Below are 15707 nucleotides of genomic sequence, written 5' to 3' on the forward strand. Positions count from 1 at the left end.
GGTCGGTGGGTCGGCGGGTCGGCGGGTGGGGGGGTTGGCGGGTGGGCGGGCGTCGGTCCGCGGGCCGGAGCGACGCCCGCCGGCCCGGGCTCAGTACAGGGAGACCTTGTACTTGGCGAGGGCCTCCGGCACCGGCTGGTAGAAGGTGGTGCCGCCGGTCGAGCAGTTCCCGCTGCCGCCGGACGTGATGCCCAGTGCCTTCGTGCCGTCGTAGAGCGCGCCGCCCGAGTCGCCGGGCTCCGCGCAGACGTTCGTCTGGATCATGCCCCGCACGGTGCCGCCGCCGCTGTAGTGGACCGTGGCGTCGAGGGCCGTGACCGTACCGCTCCTGGTGCCGGTGGTGGAGCCGCTCCGCTTCACCGGCTCGCCCACGTAGGCGTTCGCCGCGGTGAATCCGCCGGGGTGGCCGAGGGAGGTGTTGTCGTAGCGCACCAGCGCGTAGTCGTTGCCGGGGAAGCTGGAGCCGGTGGTCGGCCCGATCAGGGTGGTCTGGGACGCGTTGGCGTACCAGGTGTTCGCGACGTCGCCGCAGTGGCCCGCGGTCAGGAAGGAGTACGTCCCGCCGCTCACGACGTTGAAGGCCACCGAGCACCGGTAGCCACCGCCGTAGACGGCGTCGCCGGGGCCGAGGAGCGGCGTGAACCTGCCCGGGGTCCGTTCGATCCGGAGGGCTCCGGGGGTGGCGCCGGCGGCCCTGCGGAGCTTCGCCAGTCCGGCTCGGGTGACGGTGCTGTCGACGGTGACCACGACCGTTCCGGCGGCCCGGTCGACGTACCAGGCGGTGCCGCCGACGTCCGCGCGGAGCACAGCCTGCTCGACCGTGGCGACCCCGGTCACGTCGGGGACGCGGGGGGCCGCCTGGGCCGCGGGCAGCCCGAGCGCGGTGGACGCCAGCAGGCCCGCGGCGGCGAGGGCCGTGGCCGCGCGGCGGCCGTGCGGGGCGGGTCGGGAAGCAGGGGTGGCGGTCCCGTCGTGGGGGAAGGGGGAAGCGGTGCGCGTGATCCTCACGGTCTCCTCCTCGGAGCGTCGCGACCCGGTGGGTGGCCGGGCCTGTGAGGCGCGGTCAGAATGGCGTGTTCCTGACAAGCGCGCTGCCGGCCGAGTATCGCGGCGGGCCGGGGGGTGCACAAGAGCGGGCGCGGTCCGGGGCCGGGCATGCCGCATCATGTCCCGGTGCAGTATGCGGAGGAGTTCGGCGATGCCGACATGGGGGAGGAGTCGGGCGGTTCCGGAGTGCCGCGCCAGCGCGCACCCGAGGACCTGTCCGCACAGCTGATAGCCGCTCAGGAGGGCGATGAGGGGGCATTTGAGAAGGTTTTCCGGGCGGTGCAGCCGGGGTTGCTGCGCTACCTGACGGTGCTGGTCGGTGCGGACGCCGAGGACGTGGCCTCCGAGGCGTGGCTGCAGATCGCACGCGATCTGGGGTCGTTCCGGGGCGACTTCGACAATTTCCGCGGCTGGGCCGCGACCATCGCCCGCAACCGCGCCATGGACATGCTGCGCGCCCGTCGCCGCCGGCCGGCCGCGAGCGTACCGGTGGAGGAGCTGCTGGACCGGGCGTCGGGAGACGACACCGAGGGCGCGGCCATCGCGGGCGCCGGTACCGCGGCCGCCCTCGCGCTGATCGCCACCCTGCCGCGCGACCAGGCCGAGGCGGTGCTGCTGCGGGTGGTCATGGACCTGGACGCCGAGAGCGCCGCGCGCGTCCTCGGCAAACGGGCGGGCGCCGTGCGCATGGCCGCCCACCGGGGCCTGCGCAAGCTCGCCAAGCTCGTCGAGCGGAACCCGCCACCGTCCTCGGGTGCCGCCGTGTCGGCCCCGGAAGAGGGCCGGCGGGCCCCGGAACGGGGCCGCGGGCGACGCTCCGCACAGCCGGAGGAAAAAAATTCCGCCAAACGAGTGACAAGAGTGAAGGCCTCAACGCTGAAGGGCGTGAGATGAGCACCAACCGACCCCGTCGGATCGACCGCGACACCGCTGAGCAGCTGCTCGGCGCGCGCGAGGTCGGAGCGGCGGCCGGCCACGAGGCCCTCGCCGGACTGCTCGCCGCCGCCAGCGCACCCGTGGCGGCGGGGGAGCTTCCCGGCCAGCGGGCGGCACTGGCCGCGTTCCGGGCCGCTCGCCTCGACGCCGAGACCGCAGCCCTGTCCGAACGAGAGCCCGCAGCAGTTCCACCCGACCTGCAAGTCCCACCTGTCCCAGCAGTACCGAGAGAAACCCGGAGGCGGCCGATGCCCGTGGCAGCGCTGGCGCAGCTCCTGAGCGTGAAGGTGGTGGCCGTGGCCGCCGCCACCGCGCTCGGCGGCTTCGCGCTCGCGGCCGGCACCGGCCACCTGCCCGCCGCGCTCGGCGGTGGCGGCGACGACCGCGCCGAAGCGCGGCCGGGCGCCGCCACCCCCGGGCCCACCGCCTCCGGTTCCCCCCGCACCCGCCGGGACCCCGGCTACCGGCCCGAGGCTCCCGCGCCGACCGGCGAGCTCGCCGAGCTCTGCCGCGGGTACGGCCGGCTGACCGGGGCGCAGGCCGCGCAGGCCCTGGCCGGGCAGCGGTACGCCGCCCTGGTCGCGGCCGCGGGCGGCCCGGCGGGCGTACCGGCGTACTGCGCCCCGGTGCTGCACGCGCCGTCGGCGGGCCCGAGCCCGGCGGCCTCGCCGTCGCCCACGCACCCCGGCAAGGGGGGCGGTCCAGGGGCCCACCCGAGCCCCGGCGGACGCGGCAAGCAGCCCGGGCACCCGGCCCACCCGACGCACCCCGCCCACACGTCCCGTCCCGCCCACCCGACCCACGCACCGAAGACACCGCGGACCCGTCCGTCGAAGCCGTCGGAGCGCAAGCCCGCCCCGCCCGCCAAGGGCCGGGACCCGGGCGCCGACCCCGCCCGCTGACGTACGGGCGGGGGTCGCGCCGCCGCGGCCCCCGCCCCGTACGCCCCGCACCACCCGACACGTCCAGCCCGCCCGTTCCCGTCCCCTCCGGGGCGGCGGCTGGTCCCCGGTCCGGCCGCCACCCATGGCCGCGACCCCCGAACGCAGAGGCCTCCCCATGCAGCCACGCCTTGCCGATCCGGCCCCGGACACCCTGCCGATACCGCTGGCGGGCGGGGCCGGTCCGGACACCGCCACGACGCCCGACGCCGCACCCGCCGCTGCGGACGAAGCTCCGACCACTGCCGTCGCCGCCATCGACGCCGCCGCGCCCGCCGTCACCGCCGCCGCGACCCCTCCCGCAGAGGCCGCGCCCGGCGTCGCGCCCGACGCCCGGCCCGGGTCCGGCACCGCCGACCGGCCGGTCTTCGTCGACGCCTCCGGGCGCCGCCCGCGCCGGGTGCGCCGCATCGGACGCCTCCTCGTGCTGCCGGCGGCCGCCTACGTCGTGGTCCTCGTCAGCACCCTGCTGGGCGGACCCACCGTCCACCTGCCCTTCCTGCCCCTGCCCGCGCCCCCGGCCGCCGACAGGGCCGACGCCGAGCCGGACGCCACCACCACCCCGACCACGGCCGGTCCGTCCCACGGTCCCGCGCGGCACCACGGCCCGTCCCGCCCGGGCCTGCTGGTCCCGGCGAAGGACGGACGCGGTACGAAGCCGCGGCCGAGCACCGACCCCTCCGCCTCCGGCTCCGCCACGCCGTCGGCCTCCCCGTCCGTCTCGCCCTCGCCGACCGGTACGACGGGCCCCTCCCCGAGCACGGACGCGAGCCCGACGCCCACGGCGACCGGCCCCGGCCGATCCGGGATCGCCAAGTCCAAGCCCAAGCCCTCGCGCAACCCGCACCAGCCGACTCCCACGCCGTAGCGGGTCCGGCGCAGCCCCCGGTCCGCCGGCCCGCGGCCCGGACCGGGTGCGACCCTCCGCGTGCGCAGCCGCGCCGCGCGCGCCGTGCGACACCCCACCGGGCAACCACCGCACCCTCCACCACCACTCCACCTCCCCTCACCGCACAGCAGCAGGCAGGAAACACCCGTGTCCCCCTTCCGTCGCCGTTCCCGACAGCACTCCGGCCGGCGCCCCTCCGTACGCGACGTCACCCCGCGGACCCACTGGCTCCTGCTCGCCACCCTGGTCCTCACGCTGTCGGCCGCGCTGCTGCTGCAGGGGTACTCCCGGCACATGTTCGACAGCACGGCCGACGGTGCCGTCCAGGCCCAGGGCCCGGACACCGCCGTACCGGACGCGATCGTCGAGGGCGGCCCGGTCATCGACGGCTCGGCCGCCCGCACCGCCGCCCCCGCCGCCCGCACCATCGCGCTCACCTTCGACGACGGACCCGATCCGGTCTGGACCCCGAAGGTCCTCGACGTGCTGCGCCGCCACCACGTGAAGGCGACCTTCTTCACCGTCGGCACCCGGGTCGCCGAGCACCCGGAGCTCGCCCGCCGGATCGTCGCGGAGGGCCACCAGATCGGGGTGCACTCCTACACCCACACCAACCTGGGGCAGTCACCCGCCTGGCGGCGCTCCCTGGAACTGCGCCAGACCCAGCTCGCCATCGTCGGCGCCACCGGGGTGACCACCCCGCTGATGCGGCCCCCGTACTCCTCCTCCAACGGTGCGCTCACCGACGCCGACTGGCAGGCGGTCCAGGACGCCGGGCACGAGGGCTACCTCACGGTCCTGACCACCCTCGACAGCGAGGACTGGAAGCGGCCGGGCACCGACCGGATCGTCGCCAGGTCCACCCCAGAGGGCACGGCCGGCCAGATCGTCCTCATGCACGACGCGGGTGGCGACCGCAGCCAGACGGTCGCCGCCCTGGAGCGGCTGCTGCCCCGGCTCCAGGCCGCCGGCTTCCGCTTCGCCACCGTCGGCGAGGCCGTCGCGCTCCCCGCCGCCGAACGGCCGGCCGTGGCCGCCGACCAGTGGCAGGGGCGCGCCCTGGTGACCGCCGTGCGCAGCACCGACTGGACCCTGGACGTGATCACCTGGCTGCTGTGGGCGGCCGGCGCGATCAGCCTGCTGCGCGCGATCGCCGTCTTCGCGGCCGCCCGCCGGCACGTGCGGCTGCGGCGGCGCGGGCCCTGGGGCGCGCCCGTGACCGAACCGGTGAGCGTCATCGTGCCGGCGTACAACGAGAGCGCGGGCATCGAAGCGGCGGTCCGCTCCCTGGTGGCCTCCGACCACCCGGTCGAGGTCATCGTCGTCGACGACGGCTCCACCGACGGTACGGCGGACCTCGTCGAGGCCCTCGCGCTGCCCGGCGTACGGGTCATCCGGCAGCTCAACGCGGGCAAGCCGGCCGCCCTCAACACCGGTATCGCCGCGGCGACGAACGAGCTGCTCGTCATGGTCGACGGCGACACCGTCTTCGAGCCGGACGCGGTGCGGATGATCGTCCAGCCCTTCGCGGACCCCGCGGTCGGCGCCGTCTCCGGCAACGCCAAGGTGGTCAACCGGGGCGGTCTGCTGGGCCGTTGGCAGCACATCGAGTACGTGGTCGGCTTCAACCTCGACCGCCGGCTGTTCGACCTCGCCGAGTGCATGCCCACCGTGCCCGGCGCCGTCGGCGCCTTCCGGCGCTCGGCCCTGCTGCGGGTGGGCGGCGTCGGCGACACCACCCTCGCCGAGGACACCGACCTCACCATGGCGCTGTGCAGGGCCGGTTGGCGGGTGGTCTACGAGGAGCGCGCGAAGGCGTGGACCGAGGCCCCGGCCTCGCTCGGTGCCCTGTGGAAGCAGCGCTACCGGTGGTGCTACGGCACCCTGCAGGCCATGTGGAAGCACCGCGGCGCCTTCGTCCAGCGCGGCCAGGCCGGCAAGCTGGGCCGCCGCGGTCTGATCTACCTGCTCCTCTTCCAGGTGCTGCTGCCGCTGCTGGCGCCGATCGTGGACGTGTTCGCCGTGTACGGCCTGGTCTTCCTGGACCCGGTGCGGATCGTCGGGCTCTGGTTCGCGTTCCTGGTCCTGCAACTGCTGCTGGGCCTCTACGCGTTCCGCCTCGACGGGGAGCGGCCCGGCCCGCTGTGGAGCATGCCGCTGCAGCAGTTCGTCTACCGGCAGCTGATGTACCTCGTGGTCATCCAGTCCGTCTACACGGCCGTCGCCGGCTCCCGCCTGCGCTGGCAGCGCATGGAACGCTACGGCAGCCTCCCGCCCCAGCCGGGTCCGCAGGGCACGCAGCCGCGCGAGGCGTCCGGAACTTCCTGACACGACCACGGACCCCGGTCTCGCTCTTCACCCGGGGGCCGTGCCTGCCCGGATGGGCCGGACCGAAAAGATGCTTTTGCGTCGTCGCCGTCGCGGGTGTTGCGCACGTGGTGGGAGTCCGGCCACTCCGAGGGCGGGCGGAAGGCTTCGGTGGCGTGTAGGGGTACGTGCGCGCCGCGGGCGCGCTGCGGCCCGACCGTGCACGCCGTTGTGATGGTTCGTTGACCCTACCTAGCGTTGCCAAGCGGAATGACCGGTCTCCGGATCGGGAAGCCGCCGCATGCGCATGCACGCCACACCACACATCCCCCGAAGCGCAAAGGAGATCGACCATGACGTATGAGCGCCCCACCCTCACCAAGGCCGGCAGCTTCCGCAAGCTGACCGGGATCAAGAACACGGGGCCCAAGGACGTCCTCGGCGGCAAGCAGCTCCTCTGACGTGAGGGCCCGGACGCCGCTGAAAGCGGCGTCCGGGCCCCCGGGTGGCGGCTCCGGCCGCCACCCGGTCACCCCGCTTCCCGCACATCGCCGACCGAAGGCCGTCGCCGTGGAAGACTCCCTGTCGCTTCAGGCCCTGCCGACCTGGTTCATCGTTCTGCCCGACACCGACGCGGCCGCCACCGTCGCCGCCAAAGCGCTCGCCCACGCCGCCCAGTGCCTGCAGCACCGGTCCGGGCGCCCGTGGTTGCTGGGGCGCTGGGCACCCTCGAGCATGGTGGTGGGCGAGTGCGGAGGAACCCGCATCGCCGTGCTCGGCGAACACTCCGTCACTGCCGAAGCGGCCCGACGCGCAGCCGAAGCGGCCGAACGCGCGTCCCTGTCGGCGCTCGACCGCCTCAGCGCCACGTGGGCCGGCAGCCTCCACCTCGTGGCCAGCAGCGGCGGACGGGTCCGGGTCCAGGGCGGCGTCGTCGGCATGAAGCGGGTCTTCTCCACCGATGCCGGCCTCACGGCGGCCGGCGGCGTCAGCCTGGCCTCCGACCGGGCCGACGTACTCGCCGAACTGGTCGGCGCCGCACTCGACGAACGTAGGCTCGCCCTCGAACTGCTCACCCTGGGCGTGCCGCACCCGCTGTCGGGCTCCCCCATGTGGCACGGCGTACGCGCCCTGCCCGGCGGCTACCATCTGACGCTCGACCCCGACGGACGGGCCGAAGGGACCCGCTGGTGGTCGCCTCCCGATCCGCACCTCCCACTGGCCGAAGGCGCGCTGCGCTTCAGGGAGGCGCTGACCGCCGCCGTCGCCACGCGCACGCGCGGGCGCGAGCTGGTGACGGCCGACCTGGGCGGGCTCGACTCCACCGCCGTCTGCTGCGCCGCCGCCCGTGGAGACGCGGAGGTCGTGGCGTACACCGCCGCCATCCACGACGAACTCGGCGACGACGTGGACTGGGCCCGCCGGACCACGCAGGCGGTCGGGACCATCGAACACCACGTCGTCCCCGCACCCGACCTGGCCATGACGTTCGACGGGATCGACACCCTCGACGACATCCTCGACACCCCCAGCATCCTCACGGTCGACCGCAACCGCCGCATGCACATCGTCGCCCTGGCGGCCGCCCGCGGATCGAGCCTGCACCTGACCGGCCTGGGCGGTGACGAACTCCTCGCCGGAGCGCCCGCCCGCCTGCACGATCTGGTGCGCACCCACCCCCTCACCGCGCTGCGGGACATGCGCGGATACACCGCGAAGTACCAGTGGTCCCGGCGGCGCGTCCTGCGCCAGCTCGTGGACCGCCGCTCCTACCGCGCCTGGCTGGAGAGGGTCGCCCGCGACCTGAACGCACCCCCGGCCCCGGCGGACGATCCGCTGCTCGACTGGTCGGCGCCGCCCCGCATGCCGGAGTGGGCCACGCCCGAGGCCGTGGAAGCCGTGCGCGAGCTGCTCCGCGCGCACCTCCCGGCAGCAGAGCCCCGGGGCCGCGGGCACGGCGAACACCGGGAGTTGGCCGCGATGGACGGCATTTCCCAGTGGACGCGGCACATCGGCCAGATGGCCGCCCCGCTGGGCATCACGGTGGCGGCCCCTTACTACGACGACCGGGTGATCGAGGCGGCGCTGGCCGTCCGGCCGCAGGAGAGGATCACGCCCTGGCGGTACAAGCCGCTGATCGTCGAAGCCATGCGCGGCGTCGTCCCCGAAGCCAGCCGGACCCGCGGTACCAAGGCCAACGCCACCTTCGAGGAGGAAGTGGGGCTGCGCCGCCACCGTGCCCGACTGCTGGCGCTGTGCGAGGAGTCGCGCCTCGCTCGGCTGGGCCTCGTCGACGTGAACGTCCTGCGCGAGTGGTGCCGCCGCGCCCTGTCGGCCGAGACGGAGAGCTACCTGCTGCACCCGACCGTGGCGTGCGAAGTATGGCTGCGCTCACGGGAGACGACACCCTCCCGGACGCGCCCCCTGACAGGACGGGAAAGGTGAGCCGATGTGCACGTTGAAGTCCGGAGTGCTGCTGACCGAAACCGAGTACGGCATGGCCCTGCTCGATCAGAAGAGCGCCGAGTACTGGACCCTCAACCCCGCAGCGGCCGTCGTGCTCCGTGCGCTCCTGGACGGCCACGGTGTCGAGCGGGCCGCAGCCGCCCTCGTCGAACGGTACGACGACGTGGACGCCGAAGTGGCCGCACAGGACGTCGTGACCATCGTCGATGACCTCCGCTCCGCGGGGCTCATCACCCCCTGACCGGACCCGGCCGCCCCGGAGAAGGGATGCACAGATGTCGACCCCGGAAGCCGTTCCCTACCGCCCCCGCTCCGTCCCCCCGGGGCGCCGCCTCGGGGCGCGCGTCCTGATCGGCTGCGCCCACGTACTGGCCGCCCTGCCACCCCGGCGGATCCGGGCCGTCCTGGCCCGGCTCCGCCGCGGAGCCCGCCCCGCCACCCTGGCCGAGGCGACGGCGGCCCGGGAGACGGTGCTCGCCGTGAGCCTGGCCGCCGGCGGGCACAAGGGCTGCCTGCCGCGGTCGTTGGCCACGGTGCTGCTGTGCCGCTGGCGCGGCCAGTGGCCGACCTGGTGCGTGGGCGTACGCACCCGCCCGCCGTTCGCCGCGCACGCCTGGGTGGAGGCCGAGGGCGAACCCGTCGGCGAGGGCACGCCGGCCGGGTACTTCCAGCGCTTCTTCGCGGTGGAGTGAGTCCGTGACCCCTGCGTCGCTCGCCCTCATCAGGCACCTCCGACCCCAGCGCGGCCGCATGACGGTGGGCGTCCTGCTGGGTCTGCTCGGCAGCGTACTGGGCCTGGCCCAGCCCATGGCGGCCAAACAGGTGATGGACGACATGGGACGAGGAGGCCCGGCGTACGGCCCGGTGATCGTCCTCAGCGTGCTGGTGGCGGCGGGAGGGGTCCTCGCCGGCCTCGGGCACTACGTGTTGGACCGGTCCGCGGAGTCCGTCGTCTGCACCGCCCGACACCGGCTGATCGACCGTCTGCTGGCCCTGCGCGTACCGGTGGTGGACCGTACCGAACCGGGGGACCTCATCTCCCGCGTCACCTCCGACACGGCGCTGCTTCGGCAGAGCGCTCCGCAGGCCGTGTCGGCCGCGGTCACCGGCACCCTGATCACGCTCGCGACGGTGGTCATGATGAGCCTGCTCGACGCCGTGCTGCTCGGTGTCACGCTCGGCGTGATCGCGTTCGTCGGCCTCGTCGTCGCGGTCGTGGCCCCGCGGATCGGCCGGGCGACCCGGCACACGCAGGAGGCGGTCGGCCGTATGGGTGCCGCCCTGGAACGGGCCCTGGGCGCCTTCCGCACGATCAAGGCGTCGAGCGCCGAACACCAGGAGGCGCAAACGCTGTACCGGGCGGCCGAGCACGCCCGGAGTACCGGTGTCCGCGCCGCCGCCTGGGAAGCGGTGTCCGCGACCCTGTCGGCCGTCGTGGTGCAGGTGTGCTTCCTGGTCGTGCTGGGAGTGGGGGGCGCGCGTCACCTCCGGGGCCATCAGCGTCTCCACCCTGGTCGCCTTCCTCCTCTACGTCTTCGCGCTCGCACCCCGGATCGGCCAGCTCGTGGAAGGCGTCGTCCAGTTCCAGATCGGCTCGGCCGCCGCCGCCCGGATCCGCGAGGTCGAGGCTCTGGAGGTCGAGGACGCGCACACGGGAAGGGAAGGGGGTACGAGCCGGCCGAATCCGGGTCCGAATCGGAACGCGGGTCCGGGTCCGAATCGGAGTCCGCATCCGCATCCGGATCCGTGCCCGCGGCCCGCCCGCGTGGCCTTCCGCGATGTCTGCTTCGCCTACCGCCCCGGGCTGCCCCAGGTCCACCGCCGCGTTTCCTTCACCGTTCCCGGCGGAGGCCTGACCGCGTTCGTCGGGCCGTCCGGCACGGGGAAGACCACGGTCTTCTCCCTCATCGAACGCTTCTACGACCCGGACGCCGGCCACGTGCTGCTGGACGGCAGGGACCTGCGGGAGTGGCCCCTGGCCGAACTCCGCGCAGCCATCGGATACGTAGAACAGGACACGCCCGTCCTCGCCGGCACCCTGCGCGACAACCTGACGCTGGGCGCCGTCGAAGCCACGGAGGACGAGCTCCGCCACGCCCTGCGTCTCGCCCGCCTCGACGCGGTGACGGACCGGCTGCCCCGTGGCCTCGACACCGACGTCGGACACCGCGGCAGCAGGCTCTCGGGCGGCGAGCGCCAGCGCGTCGCGATCGCCCGGGCCCTGCTGCGCGGCCCGAGACTGCTGCTGCTGGACGAGGCCACCTCGCAGCTCGACGCGGCCAACGAAGCGGCCCTGCGCGACACGATCACCGACATCGCGGGTCGCATCACCGTCCTCGTCGTCGCCCACCGCCTGTCCACCGTCGCCACGGCCGACCGCATCGTCGTGATGGAGGCCGGCCGCGTACGGGCGGTCGGCACCCACTCCGAACTCCTCGAAGCGGACGCCCTCTACCGCGAACTGGCCGCCACCCAGCTGCTCAACGGCCGGTGAGCGAGACCACGTCGAGCGGGGGCGAGTCGCTACAGCCAGTCGCGCTTCTTGAAGATGACGTACAGGCTCGTGCAGACCACCGCCATCAGGAGGATCGCGAAGGGGTAGCCGCCCGCCCAGTGGAGTTCCGGCATCACCTCGAAGTTCATGCCGTAGATGGTGCCGACCAGCGTGGGGGCGAAGAGGATGGCGGCCCAGGCGGAGATCTTCTTGATCTCCTCGTTCTGTTCGAAGCCGGCTTCGGCCAGGGCGCGCATCTCGGCGTTCTGTTGTTGGGTGACGAGGGTGGCGTTGACCGTGAGGATCTCGGTGAGGGCCTGGCGGAAGGCGTCGACGCGTTCGCTGGTGTGGGTGACGTGGTCGGCCACGTCGCGCAGGTAGCGCTGGAGCTCCTCGTCCGTGCCGTACTTCGCGAAGCCCGCCATCAGGGCGTGCAGCATGCCGACCAGGGGGCGGGTGGCGCGCTGGAACTCGACCATCTCGCGGGAGAGTTCGTAGATGCGACGGGAGACCTCGGGGTCGCCGCGGAACACCTCGGTCTCGATCTCGTCGATGTCGATCTGGACCCCTTCGACGACGGGGGCGTAGCCGTCCACGACCGCGTCGAGGATGGCGTACAGGACGGCCTCCGGGCCCAGTTTGAGGAGTTCGGGGCTCTCCTCCATGCGGCGACGGACGGCCGAGAGGTCCGGGGCGGCCGCGTGGCGGACCGTGATCAGGAAGTCCGGTCCGACGAACACGTGCAGCTCGCCGAAGTCGACCTCCTCCGGGGCGTCGAGGTAGCGGGCGGCGCGCAGGACGACGAAGAGCGTGTCGCCGTACCGCTCCAGCTTGGGCCGTTGGTGGGCCTCGAGGGCGTCCTCGACGGAGAGTGGGTGGAGGTTGAACTCGTCGGCCAGGGAGTGGAGTTCGGCTTCGGTCGGGCGGTGCAGGCCGATCCAGGCCATGCCGCCGTCGTGCTGTTCGCGCAGCTGGCGGAAGGTCTCGGTGAGGGTGGCGGGGGAGGCGACGCGGCGGCCACCTCGGTAGAGGGCCGCTTCGACGACGCTGCGGTGGTCCGGGGGAGGGGCGGCGGGCGCTGCGGGGGCCGGGGTGTTCGGGGTGGTGGGGGTCGCGGGGGCGGACGGGGACGTGACCGGCCGGCGCCAGACGTGGCGCTTGGGTGAGGGTGAGGGCGCGGGACGGCGCCCTCGGCGCGGCTCCGACATCGCAGGTCACTCCCGGTGGATGGATGGATGGGTGGGTGGGTGGGTGGGTGGGGGCTGGGGGTGGGTTCCGGTGGGTGGTTGGTGGGGGTAGGGGTGGTGGGGCGGGTCCGGCGCGTGGTGCTTGGTGGGTCGGGTCCGCGGGTGGACATCGTGCAGGATATACGGAGCAAAAGGTATAAGAGTGGGCGGCGGGGGCGTCGGGATCGGCGATTGCGGACAGGAACCGACCGCAAGGGTGGCTAGCGTGGCCGGTATGGACGCTACGACCCGCGCGCTCGGCCGGGCCACCCTCGCCCGCCAGCTCCTCCTCGACCGTTCCGAGACGTCCTCCGCGGACGCCGTGGCCCACCTGCTCGGCCTCCAGGCCCAGAACGTGAAGCCGCCCTACTTCCAGCTCTGGTCCCGGCTGCGCGGCTTCGAGCCCGAGTCGCTGTCCGCCCTCATGGAGTCCCGCCGGGTGGTCCGCATGGTCACGATGCGCTCCACCATCCACACCCACACGGCCGAGGACGCCCTCACCCTGCGGCCCCTCGTCCAGCCCGCCCGGGACCGGGAGCTCACCAACTTCCGCAAGGGCCTCGACGGCGTCGACCTCGACCGCCTGACCGAGATCAGCCGGGCCTTCGTCGAGGCCGAGCCCCGCACCATGCAGGAGATCCGGACCGAACTGCTCACCCACTGGCCCGACGCCGACCCGCCCGCCCTCTCCGTGGCCGCCCGCTGCCGGCTCCCGCTCGTCCAGGTCACCCCGCGGGGCCTGTGGGGCCGCTCGGGCCAGGTACGCCTCACCACCCTGCGCTCCTGGCTCGGCCGGGACGACGACTCCGCCCTGCCCGACCCCGCCGACCCGGCGGCCCGCGCCGACCTGCTCGACCGTACGGTGCTGCGCTACCTCGGCGCCTTCGGCCCCGCCTCCGTCCAGGACATGCAGACCTGGGCCGGCCTGACCCGGCTGCGCGAGGCCTTCGAGCGGCTGCGGCCCCGCCTGGTCGTCCTCCGCGACGAGCGCGGTACGGAGCTCTTCGACCTCCCCGACGCCCCGCGCCCCGACCCGGACGTGCCCGCACCCCCGCGCTTCCTGCCCGAGTTCGACAACCTGCTGCTGTCCCACGCGGACCGCACCCGGATCGTCCCGGCCGACCTCAAGGGCCGGTCGTTCCAGGGGAACCAGGCGTACTGCACGCTGCTCGTCGACGGCGTGCTCGGCGGGCTGTGGCGGCTGGACACGGCCAAGGGGCCGGCCGGGAAGCCGGCCAGGAGCGCCCCCGCGGGCGCGGGCGGGGAGATCGGCGGCACCGCCACCCTCACGGTGGAACTTTTCGGCCGCGTCCCCAAGGCCCTGAAGGAGGAGATCGCCGCCGAGGGCGAGCGGTTGCTCGCCGGCATGACCACCGCCGCCGCCCGCTCCCTGCGTTTCGGCCCGATCAGCGGCTGACGCGCCACTGGTGTGCCGGCCCGCCCAGCGGGCACGATGCCCATGATCCACCCAGCCCGCCGATCGACACTCCGGCCCCCTGCGGGGCGGAGCCCGCCGCTCGACCGTCGACGAGGGGCTGCGGCGCCCCACCCGGCGGCCCGCGGGTCCGTACGGGTCCCACCGAGACAGCAGCAGGAGTGAGCAGTGCGGGTTCCCATGACGGTCGCGGACTTCCTCGAACGGGCGGAGCTGGGGTTCTCCGACAGCCCCGGCGTGATCGACGAGCCGAACCAGCCCGGTCCGCCGGTGCCGGAGTCGACGTACGGACGGCTGGGCGACCGCGTCCGTGCCTGGCAGGCCGGCTTCGACGCGCTCGGGGTGGGTGAGGGCGAGCGGGTGGCGGTGGTCAGCCACAATTCGGCGCGGCTGCTGGAGCTGCTGTTCGCGCTGCCGATGAGCGGCCGGATCTGCGTACCGGTGAACTTCCGCCTCAAGCCGGACGAGGTCGAGTACGTGGTGCGGCAGAGCGGGGCGTCGGTCCTGCTCGTGGACCCGGAGCTGGACGAGGCGCTGGCCGGCGTCAAGGCGCGGCACCGGTTCGTCCTCGGCGCCGAGACCGACACCGTGCTGATGCGGTTCGGCGTGGAGCCGCGCCCCTGGTCGAACCCGGACGAGGACGCCACCGCGACGATCAACTACACCTCCGGGACCACCGCCCGGCCCAAGGGCGTGCAGCTCACCCACCGCAACATCTGGGTCAACGGCCTGACCTTCGGCCTGCACACCCGCGTGTGGGAGCGCGACGTCTACATGCACACGCTGCCGATGTTCCACTGCAACGGCTGGGGCATGCCGTACGTGATGGCCGGGCTGGGCGTGAAGCAGGTGGTCCTGCGCAAGGTCGACGGCGCGGAGATCCTGCGCCGGGTCGACGAGCACGGCGTCACCCTGATGTGCGGCGCGCCCGCGGTGTGGAACGCGGTCCTCGACGCCGCGGCCTCCTGGGAGGGCGAGATCCCCGGCCGCGACCGGGTGCGGATCGTGTGCGCGGGGGCCCCGCCGCCGAGCCGGACGATCCAGCGGGTGGGCGAGGAGCTGGGCTGGGAGTTCACCCAGATCTACGGCCTGACGGAGACCTCGCCGCTGCTCACCTTCAACCGGATCCGGCCGGGCGACGCGGACCTGCCGCCCGAGCGGCGGGCCCGCAAACTGTCCCGCGCGGGCCTGCCGGCGCTCGGGGTCAAGCTGAAGGTGTCCGAGGAAGGGGAGGTCCTGGCGCGTTCGAACGTCGTCCTGGACGGCTACTGGGAGAAGCCCGAGGAGACGGCGGCGGCGCTCCGGGACGGCTGGTTCCACACCGGCGACGGCGGCACGGTCGACGGGGCCGACGGCCACCTGACGATCTCCGACCGCAAGAAGGACGTGATCATCACCGGCGGCGAGAACGTGTCGTCGATCGAGGTGGAGGACACGATCTTCAGCCACCCGGCGGTCGCCGAGGTCGCCGTGATCGGGGTCCCGCACGAGAAGTGGGGCGAGACGATCAAGGCCCTGGTGGTCCTCGCGGAGGGTGCGACGGCGGACGAGGCCGAGATCATCGCGTACTGCAAGCAGCGCATGGCTGGTTACAAGGCGCCGACCTCGGTGGAGTTCCGCGAGGCCATCCCGCGCACGGCCACCGGAAAGATCCAGAAGTTCAAGCTGCGCGAGCCGTACTGGGCCGGGCTGGACCGCGGGGTCAACTGAGGCCGCGCGGCCCGGGGGCATACGCGGCCCAGGGCCGTACGAGGCCCTCTGCGTCGAACGAAGCCCCAGGGCCGCACGGAGCCCCAGGGCCGTAGGAGACCCGGAGGTCGACCCCGTACGGCCGCGGGGGCGCCCCCGGGGGGGGGGGGCCCCCCCGCCGGGGGGGGGGGCGGGGGGGGTGGCCGGGGGGGGGGGCGGCCGGGCCCCCCCCCCCGCGGGGGGGGCCCCCGGCCCCCCCCCCGCGGGGGGGGGGGCG

At 74.2% G+C, this 15707-nt stretch carries 12 protein-coding genes and 1 pseudogene; 11 read left to right on the forward strand and 2 right to left on the reverse strand.

Annotation, left to right across the window (positions count from 1 at the left end):
- Nucleotides 1-90: 90 nt before the first annotated feature.
- On the reverse strand, nucleotides 91-1008 hold the full coding sequence (locus ACIQCH_RS32220) for a S1 family peptidase (RefSeq protein ID WP_402586778.1): 918 nt from the start codon (nucleotides 1006-1008) through the stop codon (nucleotides 91-93).
- A 198-nt stretch (nucleotides 1009-1206) separates the two neighbouring features.
- On the opposite strand from ACIQCH_RS32220, the gene ACIQCH_RS32225 reads away from it, so the two are divergent.
- The 9 genes and pseudogenes from ACIQCH_RS32225 to ACIQCH_RS32265 all read left to right on the forward strand — a co-directional run bounded on the left by ACIQCH_RS32225 (nucleotide 1207) and on the right by ACIQCH_RS32265 (nucleotide 11080).
- The gene (locus ACIQCH_RS32225) at nucleotides 1207-1941 is read left to right on the forward strand and encodes an RNA polymerase sigma factor (protein ID WP_402586797.1); all 735 of its coding nucleotides are present in this window, start codon (nucleotides 1207-1209) and stop codon (nucleotides 1939-1941) included.
- Nucleotides 1938-2885: a hypothetical protein gene (locus ACIQCH_RS32230; RefSeq protein WP_402586780.1), complete on the forward strand. Its 948-nt coding sequence runs from the start codon at nucleotides 1938-1940 to the stop codon at nucleotides 2883-2885. The genes ACIQCH_RS32225 and ACIQCH_RS32230 overlap by 4 nt, the downstream gene beginning before the upstream one ends.
- Before the next feature lie 157 nt (nucleotides 2886-3042).
- Nucleotides 3043-3792: a hypothetical protein gene (locus ACIQCH_RS32235; RefSeq protein ID WP_402586781.1), complete on the forward strand. Its 750-nt coding sequence runs from the start codon at nucleotides 3043-3045 to the stop codon at nucleotides 3790-3792.
- Between the two features lie 168 nt (nucleotides 3793-3960).
- On the forward strand, nucleotides 3961-6141 hold the full coding sequence (locus ACIQCH_RS32240; RefSeq protein WP_402586783.1) for a bifunctional polysaccharide deacetylase/glycosyltransferase family 2 protein: 2181 nt from the start codon (nucleotides 3961-3963) through the stop codon (nucleotides 6139-6141).
- Nucleotides 6142-6473: 332 nt separating this feature from the next.
- Nucleotides 6474-6581 carry a keywimysin-related RiPP gene (locus ACIQCH_RS32245; RefSeq protein ID WP_158939584.1) on the forward strand — a complete coding sequence of 36 codons (108 nt, stop codon included), beginning with the start codon at nucleotides 6474-6476 and terminating at the stop codon, nucleotides 6579-6581.
- Between the two features lie 109 nt (nucleotides 6582-6690).
- On the forward strand, nucleotides 6691-8565 hold the full coding sequence (locus tag ACIQCH_RS32250) for a lasso peptide isopeptide bond-forming cyclase (protein ID WP_402586785.1): 1875 nt from the start codon (nucleotides 6691-6693) through the stop codon (nucleotides 8563-8565).
- 4 nt (nucleotides 8566-8569) lie between these two features.
- Nucleotides 8570-8827 (forward strand): lasso peptide biosynthesis PqqD family chaperone, encoded by a 258-nt coding sequence (locus tag ACIQCH_RS32255; protein ID WP_402586787.1) that lies wholly within the window; start codon nucleotides 8570-8572, stop codon nucleotides 8825-8827.
- 34 nt (nucleotides 8828-8861) lie between these two features.
- The gene (locus ACIQCH_RS32260) at nucleotides 8862-9278 is read left to right on the forward strand and encodes a lasso peptide biosynthesis B2 protein (protein WP_402586789.1); all 417 of its coding nucleotides are present in this window, start codon (nucleotides 8862-8864) and stop codon (nucleotides 9276-9278) included.
- A gap of 58 nt (nucleotides 9279-9336) precedes the next feature.
- Nucleotides 9337-11080, forward strand: a pseudogene (locus ACIQCH_RS32265) (ABC transporter ATP-binding protein).
- A 29-nt stretch (nucleotides 11081-11109) separates the two neighbouring features.
- Here the strand turns inward: ACIQCH_RS32265 and ACIQCH_RS32270 are convergent.
- Nucleotides 11110-12288, reverse strand: coding sequence for a magnesium and cobalt transport protein CorA (locus ACIQCH_RS32270; RefSeq protein WP_402586791.1), 1179 nt, complete (start codon nucleotides 12286-12288; stop codon nucleotides 11110-11112).
- Nucleotides 12289-12541: 253 nt separating this feature from the next.
- Between ACIQCH_RS32270 and ACIQCH_RS32275 the strand changes: the two genes are divergently transcribed.
- The gene (locus tag ACIQCH_RS32275; protein WP_402586793.1) at nucleotides 12542-13723 is read left to right on the forward strand and encodes a winged helix DNA-binding domain-containing protein; all 1182 of its coding nucleotides are present in this window, start codon (nucleotides 12542-12544) and stop codon (nucleotides 13721-13723) included.
- A 186-nt stretch (nucleotides 13724-13909) separates the two neighbouring features.
- Entirely contained in the window at nucleotides 13910-15451 is a 1542-nt protein-coding gene (locus ACIQCH_RS32280) for an AMP-binding protein (RefSeq protein WP_402586795.1), read from the forward strand.
- The last annotated feature ends 256 nt before the right edge of the window (nucleotides 15452-15707 follow it).

It is taken from the genome of Streptomyces sp. NPDC093225, assembly GCF_044753805.1.
In the GTDB taxonomy this organism is placed as follows: domain Bacteria; phylum Actinomycetota; class Actinomycetes; order Streptomycetales; family Streptomycetaceae; genus Streptomyces.

What these genes read in the sequence shown, in the direction of transcription:
- ACIQCH_RS32245 (WP_158939584.1), top strand. Translation starts at nt 6,474, where the DNA reads ATGACGTATGAGCGCCCCACCCTCACCAAGGCCGGCAGCTTCCGCAAG.
- ACIQCH_RS32255 (WP_402586787.1), top strand. Translation starts at nt 8,570, where the DNA reads ATGTGCACGTTGAAGTCCGGAGTGCTGCTGACCGAAACCGAGTACGGC.
- ACIQCH_RS32270 (WP_402586791.1), bottom strand. Translation starts at nt 12,288, where the DNA reads ATGTCGGAGCCGCGCCGAGGGCGCCGTCCCGCGCCCTCACCCTCACCC.
- ACIQCH_RS32275 (WP_402586793.1), top strand. Translation starts at nt 12,542, where the DNA reads ATGGACGCTACGACCCGCGCGCTCGGCCGGGCCACCCTCGCCCGCCAG.
- ACIQCH_RS32235 (WP_402586781.1), top strand. Translation starts at nt 3,043, where the DNA reads ATGCAGCCACGCCTTGCCGATCCGGCCCCGGACACCCTGCCGATACCG.
- ACIQCH_RS32260 (WP_402586789.1), top strand. Translation starts at nt 8,862, where the DNA reads ATGTCGACCCCGGAAGCCGTTCCCTACCGCCCCCGCTCCGTCCCCCCG.
- ACIQCH_RS32225 (WP_402586797.1), top strand. Translation starts at nt 1,207, where the DNA reads ATGGGGGAGGAGTCGGGCGGTTCCGGAGTGCCGCGCCAGCGCGCACCC.
- ACIQCH_RS32230 (WP_402586780.1), top strand. Translation starts at nt 1,938, where the DNA reads ATGAGCACCAACCGACCCCGTCGGATCGACCGCGACACCGCTGAGCAG.